This window comes from Aeromonas mytilicola subsp. aquatica (assembly GCF_044336385.1).
In the GTDB taxonomy this organism is placed as follows: domain Bacteria; phylum Pseudomonadota; class Gammaproteobacteria; order Enterobacterales; family Aeromonadaceae; genus Aeromonas; species Aeromonas rivipollensis.
Genome location: NZ_CP172298.1, coordinates 4147359 through 4171699, shown reverse-complemented (window position 1 = coordinate 4171699; position 24341 = coordinate 4147359). Strand labels below are relative to the sequence as shown.

Annotated in this window: 22 protein-coding genes; 12 read left to right on the top strand and 10 right to left on the bottom strand. The window is 62.8% G+C overall.

The window, feature by feature from the left end:
* Nucleotides 1-133 precede the first annotated feature (133 nt).
* Together zntB and ACFWHB_RS19150 are read left to right on the top strand one after the other, a co-directional pair.
* Entirely contained in the window at nucleotides 134-1099 is a 966-nt protein-coding gene (zntB, locus tag ACFWHB_RS19155) for a zinc transporter ZntB (RefSeq protein ID WP_111910684.1), read from the top strand.
* Nucleotides 1100-1108: 9 nt separating this feature from the next.
* Nucleotides 1109-1627 carry a mechanosensitive ion channel domain-containing protein gene (locus ACFWHB_RS19150; protein WP_139744098.1) on the top strand — a complete coding sequence of 173 codons (519 nt, stop codon included), beginning with the start codon at nucleotides 1109-1111 and terminating at the stop codon, nucleotides 1625-1627.
* Nucleotides 1628-1667: 40 nt separating this feature from the next.
* Here ACFWHB_RS19150 and ACFWHB_RS19145 read toward each other — a convergent pair whose 3' ends face one another.
* The 8 genes from ACFWHB_RS19145 to ACFWHB_RS19110 all read right to left on the bottom strand — a co-directional run bounded on the left by ACFWHB_RS19145 (nucleotide 1668) and on the right by ACFWHB_RS19110 (nucleotide 12236).
* The gene (locus tag ACFWHB_RS19145) at nucleotides 1668-1916 is read right to left on the bottom strand and encodes a hypothetical protein (protein WP_025325558.1); all 249 of its coding nucleotides are present in this window, start codon (nucleotides 1914-1916) and stop codon (nucleotides 1668-1670) included.
* Between the two features lie 84 nt (nucleotides 1917-2000).
* Complete coding sequence (locus ACFWHB_RS19140; RefSeq protein WP_395949050.1) at nucleotides 2001-3788, bottom strand: cation:proton antiporter; 1788 nt, start codon at nucleotides 3786-3788, stop codon at nucleotides 2001-2003.
* Between the two features lie 124 nt (nucleotides 3789-3912).
* A complete protein-coding gene (locus ACFWHB_RS19135) occupies nucleotides 3913-4434 on the bottom strand; it encodes an MltR family transcriptional regulator (RefSeq protein ID WP_025325560.1) in 522 nt (173 codons plus the stop codon).
* Nucleotides 4435-4548: 114 nt separating this feature from the next.
* Nucleotides 4549-5694 (bottom strand): mannitol-1-phosphate 5-dehydrogenase, encoded by a 1146-nt coding sequence (locus tag ACFWHB_RS19130; protein WP_395949049.1) that lies wholly within the window; start codon nucleotides 5692-5694, stop codon nucleotides 4549-4551.
* Between the two features lie 37 nt (nucleotides 5695-5731).
* Complete coding sequence (locus tag ACFWHB_RS19125; protein WP_163148015.1) at nucleotides 5732-7660, bottom strand: PTS mannitol transporter subunit IICBA; 1929 nt, start codon at nucleotides 7658-7660, stop codon at nucleotides 5732-5734.
* Between the two features lie 673 nt (nucleotides 7661-8333).
* Entirely contained in the window at nucleotides 8334-10370 is a 2037-nt protein-coding gene (locus tag ACFWHB_RS19120) for an exoribonuclease II (protein WP_395949048.1), read from the bottom strand.
* A gap of 100 nt (nucleotides 10371-10470) precedes the next feature.
* Nucleotides 10471-11370 carry a LysR family transcriptional regulator ArgP gene (locus ACFWHB_RS19115; RefSeq protein WP_111913447.1) on the bottom strand — a complete coding sequence of 300 codons (900 nt, stop codon included), beginning with the start codon at nucleotides 11368-11370 and terminating at the stop codon, nucleotides 10471-10473.
* Nucleotides 11371-11609: 239 nt separating this feature from the next.
* Nucleotides 11610-12236: an acyl-homoserine-lactone synthase gene (locus ACFWHB_RS19110; protein WP_290029443.1), complete on the bottom strand. Its 627-nt coding sequence runs from the start codon at nucleotides 12234-12236 to the stop codon at nucleotides 11610-11612.
* 64 nt (nucleotides 12237-12300) lie between these two features.
* Between ACFWHB_RS19110 and ACFWHB_RS19105 the strand changes: the two genes are divergently transcribed.
* The 3 genes from ACFWHB_RS19105 (at nucleotide 12301) to ACFWHB_RS19095 (ending at nucleotide 16075) form a co-directional block, all read left to right on the top strand.
* Nucleotides 12301-13083, top strand: a complete 783-nt coding sequence (locus ACFWHB_RS19105) for a LuxR family transcriptional regulator (RefSeq protein ID WP_106885094.1) — start codon at nucleotides 12301-12303, stop codon at nucleotides 13081-13083.
* A 264-nt stretch (nucleotides 13084-13347) separates the two neighbouring features.
* On the top strand, nucleotides 13348-13968 hold the full coding sequence (gene lysE / locus ACFWHB_RS19100; protein ID WP_163135743.1) for an L-lysine exporter: 621 nt from the start codon (nucleotides 13348-13350) through the stop codon (nucleotides 13966-13968).
* Between the two features lie 127 nt (nucleotides 13969-14095).
* Nucleotides 14096-16075 carry a bifunctional 2',3'-cyclic-nucleotide 2'-phosphodiesterase/3'-nucleotidase gene (locus tag ACFWHB_RS19095; protein ID WP_395950224.1) on the top strand — a complete coding sequence of 660 codons (1980 nt, stop codon included), beginning with the start codon at nucleotides 14096-14098 and terminating at the stop codon, nucleotides 16073-16075.
* Between the two features lie 63 nt (nucleotides 16076-16138).
* On the opposite strand, the gene lpxL is transcribed toward ACFWHB_RS19095, so the two are convergent.
* A complete protein-coding gene (gene lpxL / locus ACFWHB_RS19090; protein WP_106885091.1) occupies nucleotides 16139-17062 on the bottom strand; it encodes an LpxL/LpxP family Kdo(2)-lipid IV(A) lauroyl/palmitoleoyl acyltransferase in 924 nt (307 codons plus the stop codon).
* Nucleotides 17063-17314: 252 nt separating this feature from the next.
* Here lpxL and hldE point away from each other — a divergent pair, with 252 nt between their 5' ends.
* Nucleotides 17315-18742: a bifunctional D-glycero-beta-D-manno-heptose-7-phosphate kinase/D-glycero-beta-D-manno-heptose 1-phosphate adenylyltransferase HldE gene (gene hldE, locus ACFWHB_RS19085; protein ID WP_106885090.1), complete on the top strand. Its 1428-nt coding sequence runs from the start codon at nucleotides 17315-17317 to the stop codon at nucleotides 18740-18742.
* 219 nt (nucleotides 18743-18961) lie between these two features.
* Here hldE and tolC read toward each other — a convergent pair whose 3' ends face one another.
* Complete coding sequence (gene tolC / locus ACFWHB_RS19080; protein ID WP_395949047.1) at nucleotides 18962-20287, bottom strand: outer membrane channel protein TolC; 1326 nt, start codon at nucleotides 20285-20287, stop codon at nucleotides 18962-18964.
* A 307-nt stretch (nucleotides 20288-20594) separates the two neighbouring features.
* On the opposite strand from tolC, the gene nudF reads away from it, so the two are divergent.
* The 6 genes from nudF to ACFWHB_RS19050 all read left to right on the top strand — a co-directional run bounded on the left by nudF (nucleotide 20595) and on the right by ACFWHB_RS19050 (nucleotide 24304).
* Nucleotides 20595-21236, top strand: a complete 642-nt coding sequence (gene nudF / locus ACFWHB_RS19075) for an ADP-ribose diphosphatase (RefSeq protein ID WP_395949046.1) — start codon at nucleotides 20595-20597, stop codon at nucleotides 21234-21236.
* Between the two features lie 108 nt (nucleotides 21237-21344).
* The gene (locus ACFWHB_RS19070; protein WP_025325573.1) at nucleotides 21345-21791 is read left to right on the top strand and encodes a DUF1249 domain-containing protein; all 447 of its coding nucleotides are present in this window, start codon (nucleotides 21345-21347) and stop codon (nucleotides 21789-21791) included.
* A gap of 27 nt (nucleotides 21792-21818) precedes the next feature.
* Complete coding sequence (gene cpdA, locus ACFWHB_RS19065) at nucleotides 21819-22637, top strand: 3',5'-cyclic-AMP phosphodiesterase (protein WP_395949045.1); 819 nt, start codon at nucleotides 21819-21821, stop codon at nucleotides 22635-22637.
* 13 nt (nucleotides 22638-22650) lie between these two features.
* Nucleotides 22651-23238, top strand: coding sequence for a YqiA/YcfP family alpha/beta fold hydrolase (locus tag ACFWHB_RS19060; protein WP_163135739.1), 588 nt, complete (start codon nucleotides 22651-22653; stop codon nucleotides 23236-23238).
* Nucleotides 23239-23240: 2 nt separating this feature from the next.
* Nucleotides 23241-23864 (top strand): NUDIX hydrolase, encoded by a 624-nt coding sequence (locus tag ACFWHB_RS19055; RefSeq protein ID WP_395949044.1) that lies wholly within the window; start codon nucleotides 23241-23243, stop codon nucleotides 23862-23864.
* A gap of 38 nt (nucleotides 23865-23902) precedes the next feature.
* The gene (locus ACFWHB_RS19050) at nucleotides 23903-24304 is read left to right on the top strand and encodes a GFA family protein (RefSeq protein WP_395949043.1); all 402 of its coding nucleotides are present in this window, start codon (nucleotides 23903-23905) and stop codon (nucleotides 24302-24304) included.
* The last annotated feature ends 37 nt before the right edge of the window (nucleotides 24305-24341 follow it).

Here is a 24341-nt window from a genome sequence, read left to right as displayed (position 1 = left end):
GGTTTCCTGTAGTTGAAACGGGCATAAAACGAGAGCGGGCATGGTAGCACAGACGCCCCTTCCCGGTGTGGGGCTGAGTCGGCCCCCGCTTTCGTGTAAGCTGGGGCCTGAGCATGAATGAGAAGGAGACGAGATGGATCGGGTGCCCAGTGACGTAATTTATGGTCTGACCCTGGATGGCAAGGGGGGCATGACCCCGCTTGCCACAGGCAGCGAGATCCCGGCAGCCCAGCCCAGCTGGGTGCATCTGGATTACGGCAATCCGGAGGCGGCCCGCTGGCTGTTGCAGACCCCCTTGCTCAATGACGCCGCGCGCGAATCCCTGCTCGGCCAGAGCAACAGGCCCAAGCTGGTGAGGATGGGGGAGACTGTGTTGCTAATCCTGCGTGGCATCAATCACAACAAGGATCACAGGCCCGAGGAGATGGTGGCGCTGCGCATCTACATCACCCCGGATTTCATCCTCAGCAGTCGCCGTCGCTCCCTGCTGTCGGAAAAAGATGTCTTCCAGCAGTTGGCGCTGGGGGGCGGCGCCATCTCTACCGCCGACTGGCTGGTGGAGATCTGCGATGCCCTGACCGACAGGGCGGGGGAGTTTGTCGAGGAGCTGCACGATCAGATCCTGGAGCTGGAAGAGATAGTGCTGATGCGTGAGCTGCCCGCCACCGGCCGACTGGCGCGGATCCGCAAGCAGCTCATCATGATCCGCCGTTACCTCTCTCCCCAGCGGGATCTGGTGGCGCGCCTCGCCAACGAGAAGCTCACCTGGCTGGATGAGGATGACCGTCGGCGCCTGCTCGACATCGCCGATCGGCTGCGCCGCTGGCTGGACGATCTGGACGCCGGGGTGGCTCGCTCCGCCGTGCTGGCGGACGAGATCAACAACCTGACGGCGGAGGCCACCAACCGCCGTGCCTACCAGATGTCGGTGATGGCGCTGATGTTCCTGCCCGCCAGCTTCCTGACCGGCCTGTTTGGCATCAACCTGGGTGGCATCCCCGGGGCCGAGAGCCCGACCGCCTTCTGGATCTTCTGCGGATCTCTGGTGGGGCTGGCGACCGGGCTGGCGGTCTGGCTCAAATATCGACGCTGGTGGTAAGGAGCACGCATGACGACATGGGAATCCTTTGGTGTGACCCTGCTGCTGTTGCTGGGACACACCCTGATCCGCGGCCTCATTCACAAGAGCCTGATGGCGCTAGGACAGAGCCGACAGGTGAGCGAAAACCGGGTGCTCTATGTGGAGCATGTGTTCCACTTCCTGCTCGGCTGCGCCACCCTGCTGATCCTGGCGGGGGTGTGGGGGCTCGACTTCTCCCGGCTGGTGGTGCTCGCCTCCTCCTTCTTTGCCGTGCTCGGCGTCGCCATGGTGGCGCAGTGGTCGATCCTCTCCAACATCACCGCCAGCATCACCATCTTCTTCGCCTTCCCCTACAAGATCGGCGACCGGATCCGCATCCTCGACAAGGATGACTCAGTCACCGGCGTCATCACCGAGATAGGCCTGTTCTACCTGCGGGTACGGGATGACAACGGCGATCTGGTGACCTACCCGGCCAACCTGATCCTGCAAAAGCCGGTCAGGCGGCTGGAGGGCAAGGAAGCCGAGCCACTGCAGCCGGAATGAGAAAAGGCTCTTTGTGGAGCCTTTTTTGCTGGTGTCTGCCTCAACGCTCGAAGAAGCGATAGAGGTGCTCGACCTGGATGGGGCAATCGGCTACCAGGTGGATATGGTCGCGAGCCTCTTCGGTCGAGGAGAAACTCATCGGGCAACCCAGGGTGTCCGTCATCATGTAGAGATGGCCGTCCTGACCCCGAAACTCCACTACCCAGCCGGGGGAGATGATGTCATGCATGATCTCCGCCTCCCTGAATCTGTGCTGCTGGTGAAGCGCACGCAATTCGCTGACTGTCATGACATCCTCCTGTGACTCATGGCGCCACCCTCAAGTCTAGTCGCCCGCGGCGGTCGCAGGCCCGGATCACCGGATGGCGGCGCATCAGGCCGCCTGGGGCTCCCGTGGTGGCTGCAGGGCGATCAGCAGTTCCCCGGCCACTGGCGCCACCGGGCCTGTGACGACCCGGGGTTTTCCCCTGGTATCGACGATGAACAGGGGAATGGCGCCGGGATTGGCGTCCTGATACTGGGTCCAGTCGAAGGCCTCGCTCAGGCGGGTCGCCTTGATCTGGCCGCCCCGGCTCAGCAGGCCGCTCAGGCGGGCGAAATTCATCTCGGGCCCGAACAGATCCTGGCGTGCACGGAAGGTGGCGCTCTCCCGGTTCGCCTTGCCGTGCTGCTCGCTGGAGCGCAGGGAGTGGACTTTTTCCTCCCCGTACAGGTGGGCAAAGTGCAGCACCCCGAGGGCGTTGTTGTGACGGTTGGGGGAAAGCGCCAGCACCGTATGGATGCTGGTGAGGGGCAGGTGCAGCTCGGCGTGTTCCGATTGCGGATTGCCAAAATAGCAGGGCAGGCCGCTCATGCGGGCCAGCTTGCAATGTTCCCAGGCCGGATCGGAGAGATGGACGGGTATGCCCTGATCCGCCAGCGCCCGGCCTATGGCGCGGGCCACCGAGTTGGCGCCGATCAGCAGCCAGGTATCGGGTGCTGGCTGGCGCATGCCGAGCAGCCTGGCCAATGGGGTCGCCGTCAGGCTCTGCAACACCACTGTGAAGATGATGACGGCAAACACCAGGGGCACCAGCTTGTCGGCATCTTCAATGCCAGCCTCGTGCATGCTGATGGCGAAGGAGGCGCTGACCGCCGCCGCAACTATGCCGCGGGGGGCTATCCAGGCGAGCAGGGCCCGGGCGCGCCAGGGGAGATCCGATCCCAGGGTCGAGACCAGGATGCAGAGCGGACGGGCCACGAACTGCACCACGCACAGCAGCACCAGCACCATGGGGCCGAGCTGCCAGAGCTGCGCCAGATCGAGTCGGGCCGCCAGCAGTATGAAGAGGGAAGAGATGAGGATGACCGCCAGATCCTCCTTGAATGCCAGCACCTCCTCCAGATCCAGTCCCTCCTGGTTGGCGAGCCAGATGCCGAACACCGTCACCGCCAGCAGACCGGACTCGTGGCTGAGCCAGTCCGAGAGGGTGAAGGTGACCAGCACCAGGGCCAGCACCCCGAACTTGTGCAGGCTGACCGGCAACCAGTCCTTGCGCATGATCAGTGTGGTGATCCAGCCGGCAGCCACCCCGATCAGCGAACCCACCCCCACCGTCTTGGCCAGGGCCAGCAGGGTGTGATCGATGAGATCCCCCTGGCTGCCGAGGCGCACCGCCTCGAACACCAGTACCGCAAACAGGGCACCGATGGGGTCGATGACTATCCCCTCCCAGCGCAGGATCTTGTCCACCTCCCGCACCGGCCGAATGACGCTGAGCATGGGAGCGACCACGGTCGGCCCTGTCACCACCAGCACGGCCCCGAGCACCATGGCGACCCGCCAGTCCAGCCCCAGCAACCAGTAGCTGGCGGCGCCTATGACGGCGAAGCTGATCAGCATACCGGTGGAGCAGAGGTTGCGCACCACCTTGCCTATCCCCTTGAGCTCGGTCAGGTGCAGGGTCAGTGCCCCTTCAAACAAGATGATGGCGACCGAGAGCGACACCAGCGGAAACAGCAGCTCCCCTAGCAGTTGATCTGGGTCGAGCACGCCTGTCACCGGGCCGAGCAAGAGGCCGCTCAACAGCAGGAACAGGATGGCGGGGACCCGCAGTGACCAGGCGAGCCACTGGGCGAGCAGGGAGATCAGGGCGATCCCGGCGAGAGAGAGTGCAATCATGCCAACCTCGGGTGGGTGATGGGGTTGGGAGTAGTGTAGCGGGGAAGGAGGGCAAATTGACACCCGGTAGAGGCGGCCTCGGGGAGGCCGGTATCCCGGGAGTAACCTCAGCGGGCTGGCCTGATCAGATGGGGCTCTCTTTGTGGAGTTCGGTGACGCAGTCGGTCACCGCCAGCACCAGTGCGGAGCGCACCATCTGATCGAGCCGGTTGAGCTGCATTTGATAGAGGGGCCAGTCCTCCTCGTTGGCCGGGGGATCCTGCGGCATCATGCTGGTCTGATGGATGGCATGCAGGCGGCTTAGCAGGTCGCGGATCGGCTTGTCGCTGAAGCGATAATCCTTGGGGTCGCGCACCAGAAAATCGCGGATCTTCAGATAGGCCTCGAGATCCTGGTAGTGCTCGAGGGAGATGAGGCCGAGGGCGAAGATGAGCTTGAGGCGCACCTCCAGCTGGCCGAGGGGGCCGCTCTGATTGAGCAGGGGTTCGATGGCGTATTTGACGGCATACTCCTCCTGGCGGAACGCGCGCCGCATCAGGGAGTCGACCGCCTCTTCCAGGATGGTCACGACCTCGAGAAAGAAGCCGCGAGGGCCATCCTGCTCGTTCAGTCGCTCCAGTACATCATCTTCCTGGTGTGTGGTCATAGGTGCTTAAGGTCCGGCTGACTGGGAGAGAGAGTGCCTCTCTCCCGGTTTTTATCATATGGGGCGGCGTCACTCGCCATGCGCTCGGGCTGCCGGCGAGTGCGCCCCATGGGGTCACTTCAAGGTGTCATAACGGGAGACGATGGCGCGCACTATGTCGCTGCCTTCATCCAGCCCGGTCACCCGGGCCAGGGTCCTGGCCGGGCCCAGCTCCGCCAGCAGGGCCTGCAGCTCCACCGCCTGGGGATCGTCAGCATTGTTGTAGTGCAGCGCCGCCGCTATGCCCTCCTGCAGGTGGTCGCTCGGCAGGCCGTACTCCAGGGTACCGAGCAGCGGCTTCACCAGCCTGTCCCCCGCCGCCAGCTTGCGCAGTGGCTGACGGCCGACCCGGTCGATTTCATCCACCAGATAGGGGTTGGCGAAGCGGGACAGGATCTTCTCTATGTAGGCGGCATGCAGGCGCGGATCGAAGCCGTAGCGTTTCACCAGCACGGCCCCGCTCTCTTCCATGGCGCGGCGCACCTTGCTGCGGATCAGCGGATCCTCGATCGCCTCCCGCACAGTGCGATAGCCCCGCAGCTTGCCGAGGTAGGCGGTGACTATGTGCCCTGTGTTGAGGGTGAACAGCTTGCGCTCGACGAAGGCCATCAGGTTGTCGGTGGGCTCCATGCCCGCCACCTGGGGCAGCGCCCCCTTGAACTGGGTCTGGTCGACGATCCACTCGCTGAAGCTCTCTACCGTCACCTCCAGCGGATCATCGTTGGCCGCGGCGGGGGGGACTATGCGATCCACCGCCGAGTCGACGAAGCCGACGCAGTTGTCGAGGGTGGCATGATACGCGACCGGCAGGTACTTGAGTACCTCCTGCTTGAGGTGGCTGGTGCCGCGCACCATGTTCTCGCAGGCGATGACGTTCAGCGGCGTCAGGTTGCCGGCATCGAAGCGGGCCTGCAGCCCTTTGGCCAGGGTGCTGGCTATCTTGTCCAGTATGTTGGGGCCCACCGCCGTGGTCACCAGATCGGCGGTGATGATACGGGCTATTACCTCGTGCCCGGCCGAGCTGACGGCGGCCACGTTGCGCACCACGTCCAGCTTCTGATCCGTGCCCACCACGTGCACCTTGTACTCCTGGCGGTGATTGAGCTGATCGATCAGGGTCTCGTTGACGTCGGCGAAGGTGACCTGATGGCTGGCGTCCGCCAGCAGTTTTCCGATGAAGCCACGGCCTATGTTGCCGGCACCAAAATGCAATGTTTTCATGATATTAACCTCTATAACCAAAGACGATGAAGGACGATTAGGCAGCCTGTACGGCCCCCAGCAGATCCAGGAACTCCTGGGGATCCTGGGTGCTGGCCAGCCGGTCGATGAGACCGGGCTCATCCAGTGCATTGGTCAGGCGGGTTATGACCTGCATGTGTTCGTCATTGCGGGCGGCGATGCCGATCACCAGGCGCGCCACCTCGTCGGCGGCTTCGCCAAAGGCGACCCCGGCCGGGTACTGGCAGATGACGATGCCGGTACGCTTCACGTGCTCCTTGGCAGCTATGGTGCCGTGGGGGACGGCGATGGACTCGCCGAGGTAGGTGGATACCAGCTGCTCGCGCTCCAGCATGGCGTTGACGTAGTCGGGCGCCACATAGCCCCGCTCCGCCAGCAGCTTGCCGGCAGCCCGGATGGCGGCCTCTTTGTTGTCAGCCTTGAGGCCCAGGTGCACGTCCTGGAGGCTCAGGGTGAAGACCTCGGCGGCCTGCGGCTCGTAGCTGTCGTCGTTGGCCGCCACCAGCAGTTGCGGGTTGGCCACGTCGTCGTTGGCGGCCCTGGCCAGGCTGAGGTTCTGCACCAGCTCCTGATAGAGGGCGTTGTCGAGGAAGTTGGAGAGGGAGATATGGTGAGCGTGAGGCGCATGGCGGCGGGCCCGCTCGGTCAGATCCTTGTGGGTGATGACCCAGTCCACTTGATCGTCGAGCTGATCGATGGCGCGGTTGGTCACGCTGATGTTGAGCCCGGCGGCCTGCACCCGCTTGCGCAGCAGGCCGGCGCCCATGGCGCTGGAGCCCATGCCAGCATCGCAGGCGACCACTATATTGCGCACCGCAGTCAGCTCGGCACCCGGCTTCTTGGCCGCTGTGGTCTCGGGTTTGGCACCCTTCATGCTCTTCATCTTGCGGGTGGCTTCACCCAGGGCATCGGCCTCGTCGGCTTCTGGCTGCTGGGCGCGAACAAACACGGCTGCGACCAGGAAGGAGACGGTGGCGGAGGCGATGATGGAGAGCAGCACCCCGATGAGGGAGGCTTTCGGCGTCATCAGCAGCACGGCGAAGATGGAGCCCGGGGAGGCCGGGGAGACCAGACCGGCGTTGAACAGGGTCAGGGTGAAGACCCCTGTCATGCCACCGGCGATCACCGCCAGGATGAGGCGCGGGTTCATCAGCACGTAGGGGAAGTAGATCTCGTGGATGCCACCGAAGAAGTGAATGATGGAGGCACCGGCGGCGGACTGCTTGGCGGCGCCACGGCCGAACACCATGTATGCCAGCAGCACCCCCAGACCCGGACCCGGGTTCGCTTCGATCAGGAAGAAGATGGAGCGACCCTGCTCGGTGGCCTGCTGGATCCCCAGCGGCGAGAAGATGCCGTGGTTGATGGCGTTGTTGAGGAAGAGGATCTTGGCCGGTTCGACGAAGATGGAAGTCAGCGGCAGCAGACCGTGGGCGACCAGGAAGTCGACGCCACCGGCCAGGGCGCCGGAGAGCACCTTGACGAAGGGACCTATGACGAAGAAGGCGAGGATGGCGCACAACATGCCGATGATGCCGGCGGAGAAGTTGTTGACCAGCATCTCGAAGCCGCTCTTGACCCGACCTTCCATCGCCTTGTCGAAGCGCTTGATGGCCCAGCCACCCAGGGGGCCGACCATCATGGCGCCCATGAACATGGGGATGTCGGTCCCCACTATGACGCCCATGGTGGTGATGGCACCGACCACGGCACCCCGCTCACCCCCGATCAGCTTGCCGCCGGTATAGCCAATCAGCAGGGGCAGCAGGTAGGTGATCATGGGGCCGACCAGCTTGGCCAAGGTTTCGTTTGGCAGCCAGCCGGTGGGGATGAAGAGGGCGGTAATGAAGCCCCAGGCGATGAAGGCGCCTATGTTGGGCATGACCATATTGGACAGGAAGCGTCCAAAATTCTGTATCTTGACTTTGGTATCCGGTGATAACATGTCGGGACCCCGTTTTAAGCCTGTGTGATTGAAAGTGGTAGTCGGGATGACGGGTTTTGCCGAACCCCCATCCCTGTCGTCTAAGCAACTTCAATCTACCAGCTTGTGATCAAATTAGGCTGAAAACGGGGTGTCTTGTGACCCAGCTCTCAAATACCCCGACCTCCCCCCTCCCTTCATGGTGATGCCGATCACATTCAGGCGCTGTAGTTTGGCTACATCTCGATCTTTCCCGTCGTGAACGGCTTTTTAATGTGACCAATATCACTCTTTATGATTTGCGCAAACCTCGTGTCAATGTGATTGTTGTCACAAATTTTTAATTTGTAGCCAATTGGAGCATGCCTGGTGACGGCAATTCAGAGGGTGGCGGCGATGGATTTCGCATCATCATCAACTACTAATCAATGAATCAGTGGTTTTGTAACCCACTTTCAGTTTTGCTCCCCGCGCTTTCGGCCACTTGAGCGCTGTCCCGCCTCCTTTGGCAGGCCCTGATTGGCCTCCCTGGCGACCCCTGCCAATACCCGCTGCGAAAAACGGGAGTGTCGGCACAGCCACAAGCACAGGCCGACCCGGCCCATCCACACCCTCTGAGGCTGCTGCCCAGGTTGCCGTGCCCATAAAAAAAGCCCGCAATATTGCGGGCTCTTGGCGTGCAGGGGAGCGGGGCTTATTCCGCCTTGGGGGCCGCGTCGGCCGCAGCCTCGCTGCTCTCGCTTGCTGTGCTCTCGGCTGCCGGTGCTTCCGGTGCCGGACCCGGCACCAGGGCCACCGCCGGTTTGGCGATGAGGGAGCGGGTCTCTTCCACCGCCTCGCTCAGCTTCACCTCGATGATCTGGCCAAGCTCATAGACCACTTCTGTCTTGTCCAGGTAGACGCGACCGTTGTCCCAATTGCACTCCAGCCTGTCCTTGTTGTCCAGGATATGGCGGGCGGGCATGAAGACCACGGCGCCGTTCTCCTGCAGACGCAGCTTGAGGCCGGCCCGCATCACATCGATGATCTCGGCGTTGAACACCTGATCGGTACCGGCGGCGGCCTGGAGGTAACGGACATAGAGCCAGTCGCCGATGTCGCGCTCCACCCTGCGGTGCAGGCGGCGGCACTCAGTCAGGTGCTCGGTGAGCTCCTGGCTCGGGCGCTCACCCGGGGTCTTGCCGGCGATGACGGCCTTGAGCAGACGATGGTTGACCATGTCGCCGTACTTGCGGATCGGGGAAGTCCAGGTGGCGTAAGCATCCAGCCCCAGGCCGTAGTGGGCACCCGGCTCGGCGGACATCAATGCATAGCTCTGGAAGCGGCGGATCTTGCCGTCCAGCCAGCGGGTGTCCAGGCTGTCGATCCAGCGGCGCAGGGCGCAGAAACCGGACAGGCTGGCGATATCGATCTTCTCGAACGGGGCCTCGGCACTCTTGAGCAGGTCGATGGCGCCGTCGAGGGACTCCTCGTCAAAACCGGTGTGGACGTTGAAGATGCCGTAGCCGACGCTCTTGCCCAGCACGCGACCGGCGCAGATGTTGGCGGCTATCATCGACTCTTCGATCATCCGGTTGGCGATGCGGCGCGGCTCCACATGGATGGCCAGCACGGCGCCGTTCTCACCCAGCTCGAAGTCGTAGTCGGGACGGTCCGGGAACACCAGGGCGTGCTCGGTACGCCACTTGATCCGCGCCTCCGTCATGGCTTTCATCAGCGGCAGCTGGGCCAGGACGCCGGCGTCTATGTCCAGCGCCTTGCCGTGCTCGGCCCAGTCGGAGACGTCGTCATAGTTCAGACGAGCGTGGGAGACGATGCGGGCGGCGAAGAATTCGGTCTCTTCCAGCAGCAGGCCATCCTCGGCGATCAGCAGACGTGCGCACAGGGTGTTGCGCTCCTCGCCTTCTTTCAGGGAGCAGAGCTCGTCGGAGAGGGTGCGCGGTATCATGGGCACATTGCGGCCCGGCATGTAGACGGTGAAGGCGCGCTTGGCGGCTTCCTGGTCCAGCTCGCTGCCTTCGGCCACATAGGCGGTCGGATCGGCGATGGCGACCAGCAGCTCCCAGCCGTTGTCCAGTTTGCGGATGGAGAGGGCGTCATCCATGTCCTTGGTCTTGGCGCCATCTATGGTGAAGAAGGGCACCTGGGTCAGATCGCGACGGGGCAGCTCTTCCTCTTCGATGACGTTCCACTCGGGCAGGTCCGCCGGCTCGATCTGGGCCAGGTTGTGGCGCGCCAGCACCACCCACCAGGGCACGTTGTGATCGTCCTTGTCGGCGATGAGCTGGGTGATCTCGGCGGAGAAGTTGCCATCCACCAGGGCGTGACGCTTGAGGGTCGCCACCACCCAGTCCCCTTCCTTGAAGGACTTCTCGTCCAGACCCTTCTTGGCGCGGGCCTTGATGGCGTCCTTGATGAGGGGGTGATCAGGCACCACGTTGAGGCGGTCGCGGAACATCTTGACACGGCCGACGAAGCGGACCACGGCCTGCTCCAGCAGGGCATCCGGCTCGGCCACTTCCTTCTCTTTCTCGGTACGGATCAGGGCGCTCACCCGGTCACCGTGCATCACCTTCTTCATGTAGGGAGGCGGCACGAAATAGCTGGTCTTCTCATCGACCTCCAGGAAGCCGAAGCCCCGATCGGAGGCGCGAATCACACCCTCTTTCTTGGGGATGTTTTCGCGGATTTGTTGCTTGAGCTGGGCCAGCAGCGGATTGTCTTGGAACATAAGTGAGGAACCTGAAGTGGAAAACCTGGGTGGAGACCTGATGAAGGATCGCCCAGCACTATACGTTTTTACCCCTCCAAAGCCAAGGTGAATGGCCCGCTCAGCGGGGTTGCAGTGCCCGGCGACCCTGCTCGATCAGGCGCAATGAGATCTGCTTGTGCAGCCCCCGCTCCAGCACCCAGCGGTGCCAGTAGAGGCGCTCGACCAGGTGGAGATCCGGGCTGAGATCGAGTAGCAGCCCCTGTGCGAGCTGCTGGCGGATCTGCAACTCGGGGATGAGACAGCAGGCCAGCCCCTGCTCGGCCATGGCGACGAAGGCCTCCGACGAGCGCACCGTGTGGCAGGGGTAACCGCCGGGGGCCAGGGCGAAGTGGCGGGCCATGAAGCTGACGTGCATATCGTCGCGCTGATCGAAGGCGACCGCCGGTGCCTTGGCCAGCGCCGCCGGGGTGAGCCCGTGGGGGAAGTGGCGGGCGACGAAGGCGGGGCTGGCGGTCAGCAGGTAGCGCATCTCGCCGAGCTCGTCGACGCAGCAGCCGGCCAGGGCCTGCGGCTGCAGGCTGACGGCGCCGAACGCCTGGCCCTCGCGCACCTTGTCGAGGGTGCGGCTCTCGTCATCCACCAGCAGGTTCAGCTCTATGGGGTGCTGTTCCAGCAGGGGGGCCAGGGCGGGCAGGAACCAGGTGGCCAGGCTGTCGGCGTTGACGGCTATGCTGACCCGGATCGGCGCCTGGGGCTCGCTGGGGGAGAGTTCGCCCGCCAGCTCCAACTCCAGCTGGCGTACCTGACGGTAGTGGGCCAGCAGCTTCTGCCCGAGGGCCGTGGCCTGCAGGGGCTGGCTGCGGATGATCAGCGGCTCGGCAAACTGCTGCTCCAGCTGCTTGATGCGCTGGGAGATGGCGGACTGGGTGATGTGCAGACGCTGGGCGGCGCGCTCGAAGTTCTGCTCCTGCATCACGGCATCCAGTGCCAGCAGCAGCTTGTAGTCCAGCGTCTTCATCAGCATTCCTTATCAGAGAAGGGGATTGAGCAAGGATGCTACTGGAGCGGGGGCGGGAGAACAACCTGGCCCGGCGGTGGGCACTGCGTGGGGGCATCCCGGGCTGTCACTGTGAGATGTGACAGTAGAGATAAGGTGAGATTCATAAGATACTCATTCGGTCCGTTTTTGCATGGGGTGGAAACGGGCCATAGCGAGAGTTTTGGTCCCGGGTGTCAGCCCGGGATTTTTTTATGGGGTCAGCTCATCCCGAGCAGCTCTCCGGCCGGGACGTACTCCCCTCGCAGGGGACGGTTGACGGCGCGCTCGAAGCGCTCGTCCAGCTGGAAGCGGATCCCGACTCCGCGTACGGCCCCCAGATCCACCGCCTGACGGTGACCGAGCCGCTCTATGGGCAGGCCGAGGCGGCGGAAGATGCGCTCCACCGGCAGGCTGACCACGGCGACCAGCTCCCGGATCCCCTGTTCCCTGGCGAAGGCATAAACCTCGCGGAAGATGACGCAGGTCAGCTCGCTGATGCCGTTGTCGAGCGCGGGAGCGCGGCCGGCATCGATGGCAAGCCGGGTCAGCTCCCAGACATCGGCGCCGCGCGGGGGACGCTCGCCGGCGAGGGCACCGGGAAATATGCTGGGCAGCATGTAGTCCTGTGCGCAGCTGAGCAGCCTGATGCAGCCGCACAGACCCTCTTCATCTTCAATCAGCACCCAGTGGGTATCGGGCTTGTCGAAGCTGTCCCGCTCCAGACCCCGGTGGGATTCCACGTCCCAACCGAGCCGATCGGAGAAGACGCGCTTGCGAAAGCGATAAAGCTCGTTTTCGACCTCCCATCTGGGGTGTTCTTTCAATTTTCCTTTGAAAACAAGCATTCATGTCTCTCCATTTCATGGTTAGGCGCTATAATCCAAGGCCTTGGCCAGGGGAGGCTAGCCTATGACACGCGACCAACTGCTTGAGTATCTGGAACATTTCACGCTGGTAACGGATGGAAACCGGCTGGCCGAGCTGATCGGCCGCTTCACCCTGGGAATGGGCTACGACTACTATCGATTTGCGCTCATCCTGCCCATGTCGATGCAAAGGCCCAAGGTGGTGTTGTTCAACCAGTGCCCGGACTCCTGGGTGCAGGCCTACACGGTGAACAACATGCTGGCCTGCGACCCCATCATCCAGCTCGCCCGCACACAGACCCTGCCCATCTACTGGAACCGGCTGGACGAGAAGGCGCGCTTCCTGCAAGAGGGGAGCATGGACGTGATGGGGCTGGCGGCGGAGTTCGGGTTGCGCAACGGCATCTCGTTTCCGCTGCACGGGGCGACGGGGGAGAACGGCATACTGTCGTTCATCACCCGGGAACGGGCATCCAGTGACCTGTTGCTGGAGTCCTCGCCCATCCTCTCCTGGATGTCCAACTACATCTTCGAGGCGGCGATCCGGATAGTGCGTCAAAGCATGAGGGAGGAGGATCCCCAGGAGGCCCTGACGGATAGGGAGACCGAGTGCCTGTTCTGGGCCAGCGAAGGGAAGACATCGGGGGAGATCGCCTGCATCCTCGGGATCACCGAGCGCACCGTGAACTACCACCTCAACCAGGTCACCCGCAAGACGGGGTCGATGAATCGCTACCAGGCCATCGCCAAGGGGGTCAGCAGCGGTATCTTGCTGCCGAATCTGGAGCAGGTGGTGGTCACCAACTTCCCCAGACTGTTGCAGTGAATGCCGGCCTGGCGACGCTGCCCTGTCGCTCGGCATCTCCTCTGTCGCCATCACCCAGTGTCCCAAGCCGATCCCGTCACTTTGGCGATTCTCGGGGCGGGCCCCCGGGGCCACAATTGTCAGATCCTGCAATTGACAGCCTGCCAGATGTCGTTTTTCGCCCCGCCTTATCAGTTTTTTGAATGCATCAGAAAATGAATGAATTTCTCTGATTTCACGCCTCCCCTTATAGTGCCCCCAGATCTCCCACACAAAGGTTTGTCCATGTTCGCGACCACACTGCAGGGCTTTACCCTCGGCCTTGCCATGATCATCCCCATAGGTGCCCAGAATGCCTTCGTGCTGAGCCGGGGCATTCACCGCAACCACCATCTGCTGACGGCGACCCTCTGCTGCCTGTGCGATCTCGTGCTGATCGGCATAGGGGTGTTTGGCGGTGCCAACCTGCTGGCGGCCAGCCCCATCGGACTGGCGCTGCTGACCTGGGGCGGCGTGCTGTTTCTCGGCTGGTTCGGGGGGCGCTCCCTGCGCAGTGCCTGGCGCGGGCAGGGGGCGGCCCTGGCGGACTCTCCCCAGCTGATGGGGGTCAAGAGCGTGCTGGCCATGACCCTGGGGGTGACCCTGCTCAACCCCCACGTCTATCTGGATACCCTGATGCTGCTCGGCTCCTTCGGCAGCCAGTTTGCCGAGGATCTGAGACCCGCCTTCGCCGCAGGCGCCATGCTGGCCTCCCTGGTGTGGTTCTACGGGCTGGCCTTCGGGGCGGCGGCGCTTTCTCCCTGGCTTGCCCGGAGCAGGGTGCAGCAAGTCATTGATATGGTTGTCGGTATCATAATGCTGGTGCTGGCGGTCAAGCTGGCAAGCGGGGCTCTGCTGGCCTCATAAGGCTATTTTTGTGCCGGGCTTCATAAAAATGAGTCCCGGTGTCATCTGCTGACATATTCGTCTGTTAAATTCCCGGCGCTGGTAAAGCGTTACTCATAATAAAAGGGAAAAGACAGTGAATAACTCCATGAAGCTGGGGGCAATCGCCGCCATCGTGCTGCTGACCGCCTGCAGCAATGAAAATGACAGCAAGGCGCAGCCGGGGACAGTCTCCCTGCGCCTGATCCAGACCTCCGACATCCACTCCAACGTGCTGGGGTATGACTACTACCAGAACAAGGAGGACCGCAAGTTCGGCCTCTCCCGTACCGCCCTGCTGATCCGCGCCGCCCGCGCCGAAAACCCCAACAACCTGCTGCTCGACAACGGTGACCTGATCCAGGGCACGCCGCTGGCGGACTACATCTTCGAGCAGTCCGGTGCCGGTTACCTCGAGAAGCAGGCCCACCCTGTGTTCAAGGCGATGAACGAGCTGGGTTATGACGCGGGCAACCTGGGCAACCACGAGTTCAACTACGGCCTGGATTACCTCGGCAAGGTGCTGGCGGGGGCCGAGTTTCCCTATGTGAACGCCAACGTGTTCGAGGCGGGTGCCTTCAAGCGCGACGCCAAGGGACAGATTGACTGGAGCGGCAACAAGTTCACCCCTTATCTGCTGCTGGAGCGCCAGGTGACGGATGACAAGGGCCAGTCACAGACCGTCAAGGTCGGCATCCTGGGTCTGACGCCGCCCCAGGTGCTGCAGTGGGACAAGCGCCATCTGGAAGGCAAGGTGGTGGTGGCCGACATGGTCGAGACCGCCAACCACTATGTGCCCGAGCTGCGTGCCAAGGGGGCCGATCTGGTGGTGGTGGTGGCCCACACCGGCATCAATGCCAACAGCTACGAGGCCATGATGGAAAACTCCGCCTGGCACCTGGCCAAGGTGAAGGGGATAGATGCCCTGATGCTGGGTCACGCCCACAAGAACTTCCCCGGCGACTTCCCGGACCTGCCCGAGGTGGACAACAAGGCCGGCACCCTGAGTGGCATTCCGACCGTGATGCCCGGCTACTGGGGCAACCACCTCGGCATCATAGATCTCAAGCTGGAGCAGGTGGATGGCAAGTGGCAGGTGAAGCAGAGCCAGGCCAGCCTGCGCAAGATAGATTCAAGCGAAGGTAGTGCCGTGGATCAGCGGGTGGTGGACCTGGTGCAGGCGGATCACGACGCCACCAACCAGTGGCTGGACGAGCCGCTGGGCAAGATCACCTCTCCCATCCATAGCTTCTTCGCCCTGGTGCAGGACGACCCCTCGGTGCAACTGGTGAGCGATGCCCAGCGTCAGCACGCCGAGCAGCTGCAACAAGACGGCCTGCTCAAGGAGCCTTACCCCATACTGTCGGTGGCGGCCCCCTTCCGCGGCGGGCGCAACGGCATCAATGACTTCACCTATGTGGCCCAGGGGAACATCTCCCTGCGCAACGTCTCCGATCTCTACATCTATCCGAACACCCTGCAGGTGGTCGAGGTGAACGGGGCCACCGTCAAGGAGTGGCTGGAGATGAGCGCCGGCCAGTTCAACCAGATAGACACCGGCAAGACAGAGGTGCAGTGGCTGGTGAACGAAAGCTTCCCCACCTACAACTTCGACGTGATCGACGGTGTGAGCTACGAGGTGGACATCACCCAGCCGGCCCGTTACAGCAAGGAAGGGCTCAAGGTGAGCGACGGTCAGCGCATCAGCGGCCTCACCTTCAACGGCCAGCCGGTGGATCCGACCCAGAAGTTCTACGTGGTGACCAACAACTACCGCGCCAGCGGCGGCGGTCACTTCCCGGGCATAGATGGCAGCAATATCGTCCACGAAGATCCCTTCGAGACGCGGGAGATCATCGCCCAGTACCTCAAGTCCCAGTCTGCTGCCAACCCGGCGGGCTTCAGCCCGGCGGCCAATAACAACTGGCACATGAAGGCGCTGCCAGTGGGGGTTGACGTGCGGCTCTACTCCTCGCCGAGCGATGAGGCCAAGGCCCTGGCGGGGGCGGATCTTGAGTACAAGTCCACCCTGCCGATGGACGACGCCAAGCATCCCGGCTACGCCATCTACCGGCTGATCCGCCAGTAATGGTGGTGAACCTCAGATAGCAAAAGCCCTCGCATGCGAGGGCTTTTTCATTGGGAAGGGGCCTTAGTAGAAACCCGCGTCGTCCGGGTTGGGACGGGTCTTGAAGCGGCGATGCAGCCACATGTACTGCTCCGGGGCCTTGCGCACGGCGGCTTCAATCTCGCGGTTGGCGCGGGCGGCATCGACCAGGTCGTCACCGCTCGGGTAGCCTTCCAGCGGCGCTCCTATGTGCAGGGTGTAGCCCTCCTGGGTACGGATGTTGTAGCAGGGCAGGGTGACTGTGTTCTTGACCCTGGCCAGGGTGGCGGTGCCCGTGATGGTGGCCGCCTGCTCCACCGCGAAGTAGGGCACGAAGACGCTGGCGTGGCTGCCGTAGTCGTGATCAGGCGCATACCAGAGGGCGTCGCCGTTGCGCAGCGCCTTGATCATCCCCTTCACGTCCATGCGATCCACCAGGTACTTGTTGGAGGCGCAGCGACCGTGGTACTGGGCGTACTCCAGCACCGGATTGGTGTTGGGGCGATAGACGCCGACCCCGGGCCGCACCAGGCCGAAGCAGCGGGCATTGAGCTCCAGCGTCAGGAAGTGGCAGGAGAGCAGCAGCATGCCCTGACCCTTTTCGATGGCGTCGATGACATGCTCTTCCCCCTCCACCTTCATCAGGCGGCGCATCCGCCAGTCTGGCCAGAACCAGGCCATGCCCACCTCGAAGATGGCGCAGCCCACGCTCTCGAAGTTCTGTTTGAGCAGGGTTTCCCGCTGATCCCGACTGAGCTCGGGCATTGCCAGCTCCAGGTTGCGACGGGCAATCTTGACGCGGGATTTCAATACCTTGCGGGCCAGGGTGCCGAGCTGGCGACCCAGCCACATCTGGCTGCGCCAGGGCAGCAGTACCAGCAGCCAAAGCAGGCACAGACCGAACCAGCTGCCCCAGTAACGGGGATGGAACAGACGGGGTTCGAGGCGGGGAGCATGTTCTTGGGCCATGAAGAGTCTCTTGTTCACAAAGGCAAAGGAGGGAGCCCAGCCGACACGGGGGGATCAGTGCCCGTGGACAGGCTGTCACTCGCAATCTGGGGATTCTATCCGAAAAACGGGGGCGGGTGCGAATCGCCATCACCTGGTCAGAGGGGTCAGACGGGGGCGCCGTGGCGGGCATAGCAGTGCTTTTTTCACGTCCCGGAAAAGAGTGTGATAAAATCGGCCGCTGAAATTTTCAGGTTTTGAGAGCCGATACAGATGAAAATCACCCTGCCCGAGTTTGAGAAAGCCCGCGTTCTGGTCGTTGGCGATGTCATGTTGGATCGCTATTGGCATGGCCCCACCGGCCGCATCTCCCCCGAGGCGCCGGTGCCCGTGGTCAAGGTCGAGCACATCGAGGAGCGCCCGGGTGGCGCCGCCAACGTGGCCCTGAACTCTGCCGCCCTGGGTGCCCAGGCCGTGTTGCTCGGGCTGACCGGTCAGGATGAGGCCGCCGATGCCCTGGCCGGCCAGATGGCAGGGGTCAAGGTCGCCTGTGATTTCGTTCGTCTGACCGACTACCCGACCATCACCAAGCTGCGGGTGCTGTCCCGCAACCAGCAACTGCTGCGCCTCGATTTCGAAGAGGCCTTCCACGACGTGGACGCCAGCCTGCTGATGGGCAAGGTGGAGCAGGCACTGCCGGGGGCCGATGTGATGATCCTCTCCGACTACGGCAAGGGCGCCTTGAACGACGTGCCTGGCATGATTGCCCGCGCCCGCGCCGCCGGCATCCCTGTGCTGGTGGATCCCAAGGGGACGGATTTCGAGAAGTATCGCGGCGCTACCCTGCTGACCCCCAACATGTCCGAGTTCGAGGCCGTGGTGGGCAAGGTGAAGAGCGAAGAGGAGCTGGTCGCCAAGGGGCTGGAGCTGGTCAAGCGCTTCGAGCTGGACGCCCTGCTGGTGACCCGTTCCGAGAACGGCATGACCCTGATCCGCGAAGGGCAGCCCGAGCTGCACCTGCCGGCCCAGGCTCACGAGGTCTATGACGTCACCGGTGCCGGCGATACTGTCATCTCCACCCTGGCTACCTCCCTGGCTGCCGGCATGAGTCTGGACGAGGCCTGTGCCCTGGCCAACACAGCCGCCGGCATAGTGGTGGGCAAGCTGGGTACCTCCACGGTGAGCCCGGTGGAGCTGGCCAACGCCCTCTACACCGAGCAGGAGACCGGCTTTGGCGTCATGTCCGAGGCCCAGCTCAAGGTGGCCGTGCAGGCCGCCCGCCTGCGTGGCGAGAAGGTGGTGATGACCAACGGCTGCTTCGACATCCTGCATGCGGGCCACGTCTCCTACCTCGCCAATGCGGGCAAGCTGGGGGATCGCCTGATAGTCGCGGTCAACACTGATGAGTCCGTGCGCCGCCTCAAGGGGCCGGGCCGTCCGGTCAACCCCACAGAGCGCCGCATGACGGTACTGGCGGCCCTGGGTGCCGTGGATTGGGTGGTGCCCTTCGGTGAGGACACGCCCCAGCGACTGATCGCCGAGATCCTGCCAGACCTCTTGGTCAAGGGGGGTGACTACAAGCCCGAAGAGATCGCCGGCTATGCCGAAGTGACCGCCAACGGTGGCGAGGTGCGGGTGCTGAACTTCGAGGACGGCTGCTCCACCAGCGAGATCATCAAGACCATACGCGAGCGCGGCTAAACCTGTCCCATTAGGCTATTTTATTCGCCATTTTAAACCTGGGCAGTGCTCGAAATCCTCACGTACTCCAGTACGCTCCGGTTTCTGTGCGCTGTCCTGGTTCAAACTGCCTTCAACAATGACGCCTACTGGAATAGGTTGGAAGTGAGTGGTTTGACTACTGAGCCAGCAGCAAAAAGGCGACCCTAAGGTCGCCTTTTTTCATGCCGTGAATCCGGCTCAGGACTTCTTGGTGACCTGGGCGGCGGGCATCAGGCCCTGGTTCACGTCTTCCAGATCCTTCTGCTCCAGTATGCCGGCGGCCTGCTTGAGGGAGAGGATGCTGAGGATGTAGTTGTAACGGGCCTCGGAGAGTTTCTGCTTGGCCTGGTACAGCTTGCGGGTGGAGTCCAGCACGTCGACTATGGTCCGGGTACCCACTTCATAACCGGCCTCGGTCGCCTTCAGGGCGCTGTCGGCGGAGATGACGGACTGGCTGTAGGCGCGCACCGAGCCGATGCTGGCGTTCACGTTGTTATAGGAAGAACGCACTGTGCTCTGCACCGAGCGGAAGCTGCGCTCCAGCTGCTCGCTGGCGGCCACGTAGTTGAACTGGGCCTGCTTGACCTGGGAGGTGGTGGCGCCCCCGGTGTAGAGCGGCAGGTTGAAGTTCAGACCGATGTTGCCCTGATTGCTGTTGCTCTCGGGGTTGCGGATCTCGTCCTTGTAGTCGTTGTAACCGGCGGTGAGACCGGCGCCCAGATCCAGGGTCGGCTCATGGCCCGTCTTGGCCAGATCGATCTGCTCCTTGGCGATGTCCTTGCCGATGCGGGCGCTGTGCAGCTCCAGGTTCTTGTCCAGGGCCAGCTCCAGCCACTTGTCGGAGTTGAACGGGGTCTTCTGCGGGGTAAAACGCTCGGTGTTGAGCACGTCCAGCTGGCGATGATCGATGCCGGTCAGCTCGCGCAGGCTCTCGTAGCTGTTGTCCAGGGTGTTCTCGGCATTGATCTCGTCTGCCAGCGCCTGATCGCGCTCGGCCTCGGCTTCATGCACGTCCGTGATGGCGGTCAGGCCCACTTCGAAGCGCTGCTGGGTCTGTTCCAATTGACGCTCTACCGCGGTCTTGTTGGCGCGGACGAACTCCAGGGTATCCATCGCCTTGAGCACGTCGAAATAGGCCTGAGCGGTACGCAGCATCAGGTTCTGGTACTCGAGGTTGTAGGCCACGTCGGACTGGGTGGCGCTCTTCTCGGTCAGGTCCAGGTTGACCCAGTTGCTGCGACGATAGACGGACTGATCCAGGGTGACGCTGCCGCTGGCACCGCTGTTGGTCTGGGTATCGTCCTTGTTCTGCAGGTAGTTCAGGCCGGCGCCCAGATTGATCTGTGGCAAGAGAGCGGCGCGGGATTCGTTGATCTTCTCGAAGGCTTGGTCCCGCTTGGCCTTGGATTCCAGCAGCTGGGTATCCTTGATCTGGGCTTGCTGGTAGATTTCGAGCAGGTTTTCGGCATGAGCGGCACTGCTCACACCCAGCATCACCATGACTGACAAGAGTGTTCTTTTCATATGATAGTTTTAACCTTATTTATCAACCCAAAGCTGTCCGCTGGATGAAGGGGGGGATTGTCACCGACCAAGCTTGATTTCAGCTTAACCACTCTACTACAAGCAGATTTCATTGCGAACTGTCTCTTTTCCAGCGACAGAAACGTCAAGAGTCAGGGCGAGTTTTCTCGGCCACGCGCCTAGCCAAATGTCCTGTGGCTGCTAAAATCCATCCCTCATCGTCGGCGAGAGCGAGTGAATGAATGTTCATTCATGCCCCCGAATATTATGGTCAAACCAAGCCAAGTCAAGCTGGTAGGAGTCTCGTATGTCACAGCAAGCCTTGCCTCAAACCAGTCACTATTCCGGTGATGATGTGAAAATCATCGATAAATCATCTGGATACAACGGCTTTTTCAAAGTGAACGTCTATCGCCTGCAACACAGGTTATTTGCCGGTGGCTGGAATGAGCCCATAGTCCGCGAGCTGTTCGAGCGGGGCCATGCGGCCGCGCTGCTGCCTTATGATCCCGTGAGCGACCAGATAGTGCTGGTGGAGCAGTTCCGCATCGGAGCCATCGAGACCAGCCCCACTCCCTGGCTGCTGGAGCTGGTGGCCGGCATCATAGATGAAGGGGAGACAGCCGAAGCCGTGGTGCGCCGCGAGGCGGTGGAAGAGGCGGGCATCGAGGTGGGTCGCTGCGAGCATGCCATCAGCTACCTGGTGAGCCCGGGTGGCAGCACAGAGCGGATCGAGGTCTATGTGGGGGAGGTGGATGCCAGCCAGGCGGCGGGGATCCACGGTCTGGCGGAAGAGGGTGAAGACATCCGGGTTCATGTGGTGAGCCGCGAGCAGGCCTACGCCTGGCTCAAAGAGGGGCGCATCGACAACGCCGCCACCGTCATCGCCCTGCAATGGCTGGCCCTCAATCATGGCGAGCTGCAGGCCCGCTGGCTGGCGGGGCGCTGAGGTGGCGCTGACCCTGCAACAGAGCCGGCGCTATGTGCCTGATCTGATGTCCTTGCAGCGCACCTGCGGGATCAATTACTCACGGGTGTTGATTGATGGAGTTGCGATATGCCATTAGTCCAGAGCCCGATGAAGCGTTATGTGCCTGATCTGATGTCCTTGCAGCGCACCTGCGAGGTCAACTACATGGCCTTGATGAAGCTGCTGCCCCCCGGCGGCAGCGTGGGGGCGGAGCGCCGTTATCAGGTGGGCAACGGCCTGCAGTTCCAGCTCACCGTCAGCGAAGAGAGCCGCTTCACCAGTCAGGTGATCCTGGCCCAGCACAATCCCGAGTTGCCGAGCTACTTGCAGGCTCGTATAGAGATTCGTTTGTATCACGATGTGCGGATGGCGGAAGTGTGTGCGGCGCAACAGATTTCAATGTTGCAACCACGTTATGATTATCCCAATAAAAAAATGCACCACAGGGATGAAAAAGAGCAGGTAAATCTATTCTTGGCCGATTGGCTAAGATTTTGTCTCAAACATGGCACCAGCCTGATCAACATCCTCTAGTCGAACCCATAAAAAAGAAGCGTGATTTTGGAAACAGAGCTACCTCAGGCGCCGGACGGCAGTGTGCGCCTGTTACAGATTACCGATACCCATCTCTTCGCCAGTGCAGAGGGACGACTGCTGGCCGTGCGAACCGCAGAGAGCCTGGCCGCCGTGCTGGAGCAGGTGCAGGCCAACGCCCATCCGTTCGATCTGATCCTCGCCACCGGGGATCTGTCCCAGGATCACAGCCCGGAATCCTATCAGCGGTTCGCCTCCATGATGGCCCCGTTGGCGCGCCCCATCTACTGGTTGCCCGGCAACCACGATGACGGCCCCCTGATGACGGAGTACCTCCATGCCGCCGGGATCAGCGAAGCCAAGCAGCTGGTGGGGGAGCACTGGCAGGTGATCCTGCTCGATACCCAGGTGCGCGGCAAACCCCATGGTGTGCTCGGGGATCACCAGCTGGCGGCGCTGGATCAGGCGCTTCGCCAGCATCCCGAGCGCCACGCCCTCATCGCCCTGCACCATCAGGCGGTGCCGGTGGGCTGCGCCTGGCTGGATCAGCACAATCTCAAGAATGCCGACGATCTCTTCGCCGTGCTGGCCCGCCATCCGCAGCAGAAGACCATCTTGTTCGGCCATGTGCATCAGGAGTTTGACGAGGTGCACCAGGGGGTGAGGCTGATCGCCAGCCCCTCCACCTGCATCCAGTTCAAGCCGCTCTCCGATGGCTTCGCCCTGGACGAGTCCGGCCCGGGCTGGCGTTATCTCACCCTGCATCCGGATGGCCGCATTGCCAGCCAGGTGTGGCGGCTGCCGGTGGGGCAGTTCGTGCCCGACCCCAACGCCACCGGGTATTGAGGAGTCCGCCACCATGACCCCGGTTCTGCTCTATCTGCACGGTTTCAACTCATCGCCCGGCTCGGCCAAGGCGCAGCAGATGGCTGCCTGGGTGGCCGAGCACAGGCCCGACATCGAAGTGCTTATCCCGGCCCAGCCCAATACCCCGGCGGCGGCCTGGGAGGCCATCGAGGGCGTCATTGCCGAGGCCAGGGCTCGCCATGATGGCCGCCTCAGGCTAGGTGCCGTGGGCAGCTCCCTCGGCGGCTTTATGGCGACCCGGGTGAGCGAGCTGCATGGCTGCCGCGCGGCGCTGATCAATCCGGCGGTGCGCCCCCATGAACTGCTCTGCGACTACCTGGGCCACCAGGTCAATCCCTATACCGACGAGCGCTACGAGCTGCTGCCGACCCACATGGACGAGCTGCGGGCGCTGGCGGTACCGGTGAGCGCCCCCGAGCGACTCTGGATCCTGCAACAGCAGGAGGATGAGGTGCTCGACTATCGCAAGGCATTGAGGGAATACGAGTTTGCCCGCCTCTCCCTGGAGTGCGGCGGCAACCACGCCTTCGTCGGCTTCGAGCGCTATCCCGCCCAGATAGTGCGCTTCCTCGGGCTCTAGCCGTGCAACCGCCCTTGGCCGCCTTTCTGGAACAGGTGCTGGCCACGGCCCAGGCCGGGCTCACCTACTCCCAAGATCCCTTCGATATCGCCCGCTTCGAGGCGCTGCGAAACGCGGCTGCCACGCTTGTCGCCAGCCAGAGCGAGCTGGATCCCGAGGCCATCGCCCACTGGATTGCTCTGGACAGCGGTTATCCCACCCCCAAGCTGGATGTGCGGGCGCTGATCCTGGATGACGCGGGCCGGCTGCTGCTGGTGCAGGAGCGCAGCGACGGACTCTGGACTCTGCCTGGGGGCTGGTGCGACATAGGCGACTCGCCAGCGGGCGCAGTGGTGCGCGAGCTGGTTGAAGAGACGGGCCTTGAGTGCCGCGCCGTGCAATTGCTGGCCCTGTTCGACAAGCTCAAACACCCCCATCCCCCGCAACTGCCCCATGCCCACAAGGCCTTCTTCCTGTGCGAGGTGACGGGGGGAGCGCTGCTCACCGAGACTGACGAGACCCTAGGCGCGGCCTATTTCCCCATCGACGCCCTGCCTCCGCTCTCCCGCCACCGGGTGGTAGAGAGCCAGTTGCAAAGCCTGCATGCCCATGTACGGCAGGGACGGCGTCATACCCTGTTTGACTGACACACCCGGGACGCTGAGCCCGGCGGCAAGGAGGCTAGATGATCAAGCGCATCGGCAATACCCCCATTCAGGCGAAACACAGAGCCAGCTGTCATTGCGGCGCCGTGGTGCTGGAGCTCAGTCTGCCGGATGGTGTGGTGGATCCCCGCCGCTGCGACTGCTCCCTCTGCCGGCGGCGGGGGGCCATAGTCGCCTCTGTGCCGCTCTCCGGCATCCGCATCCTGCTGGGAGAGGAGGTGCTGCGCTGTTACCAGTTCAACACCCGGACCGCCAAGCACTACTTCTGCGGCGTCTGCGGCATCTACACCCACCACCAGCGCCGCTCCAACCCGGCCGAGTATGGCTACAACCTGGCCTGTCTCGAGGGGGTCAACCCGTTCGCGCTCGGCGAGGTGCCGCTGCGGGACGGCATCAACCACCCGGCCGACAGGGCTGAATGACGGCATGGTGCCATCTGCTTCTGTAGCCGCCGAAATG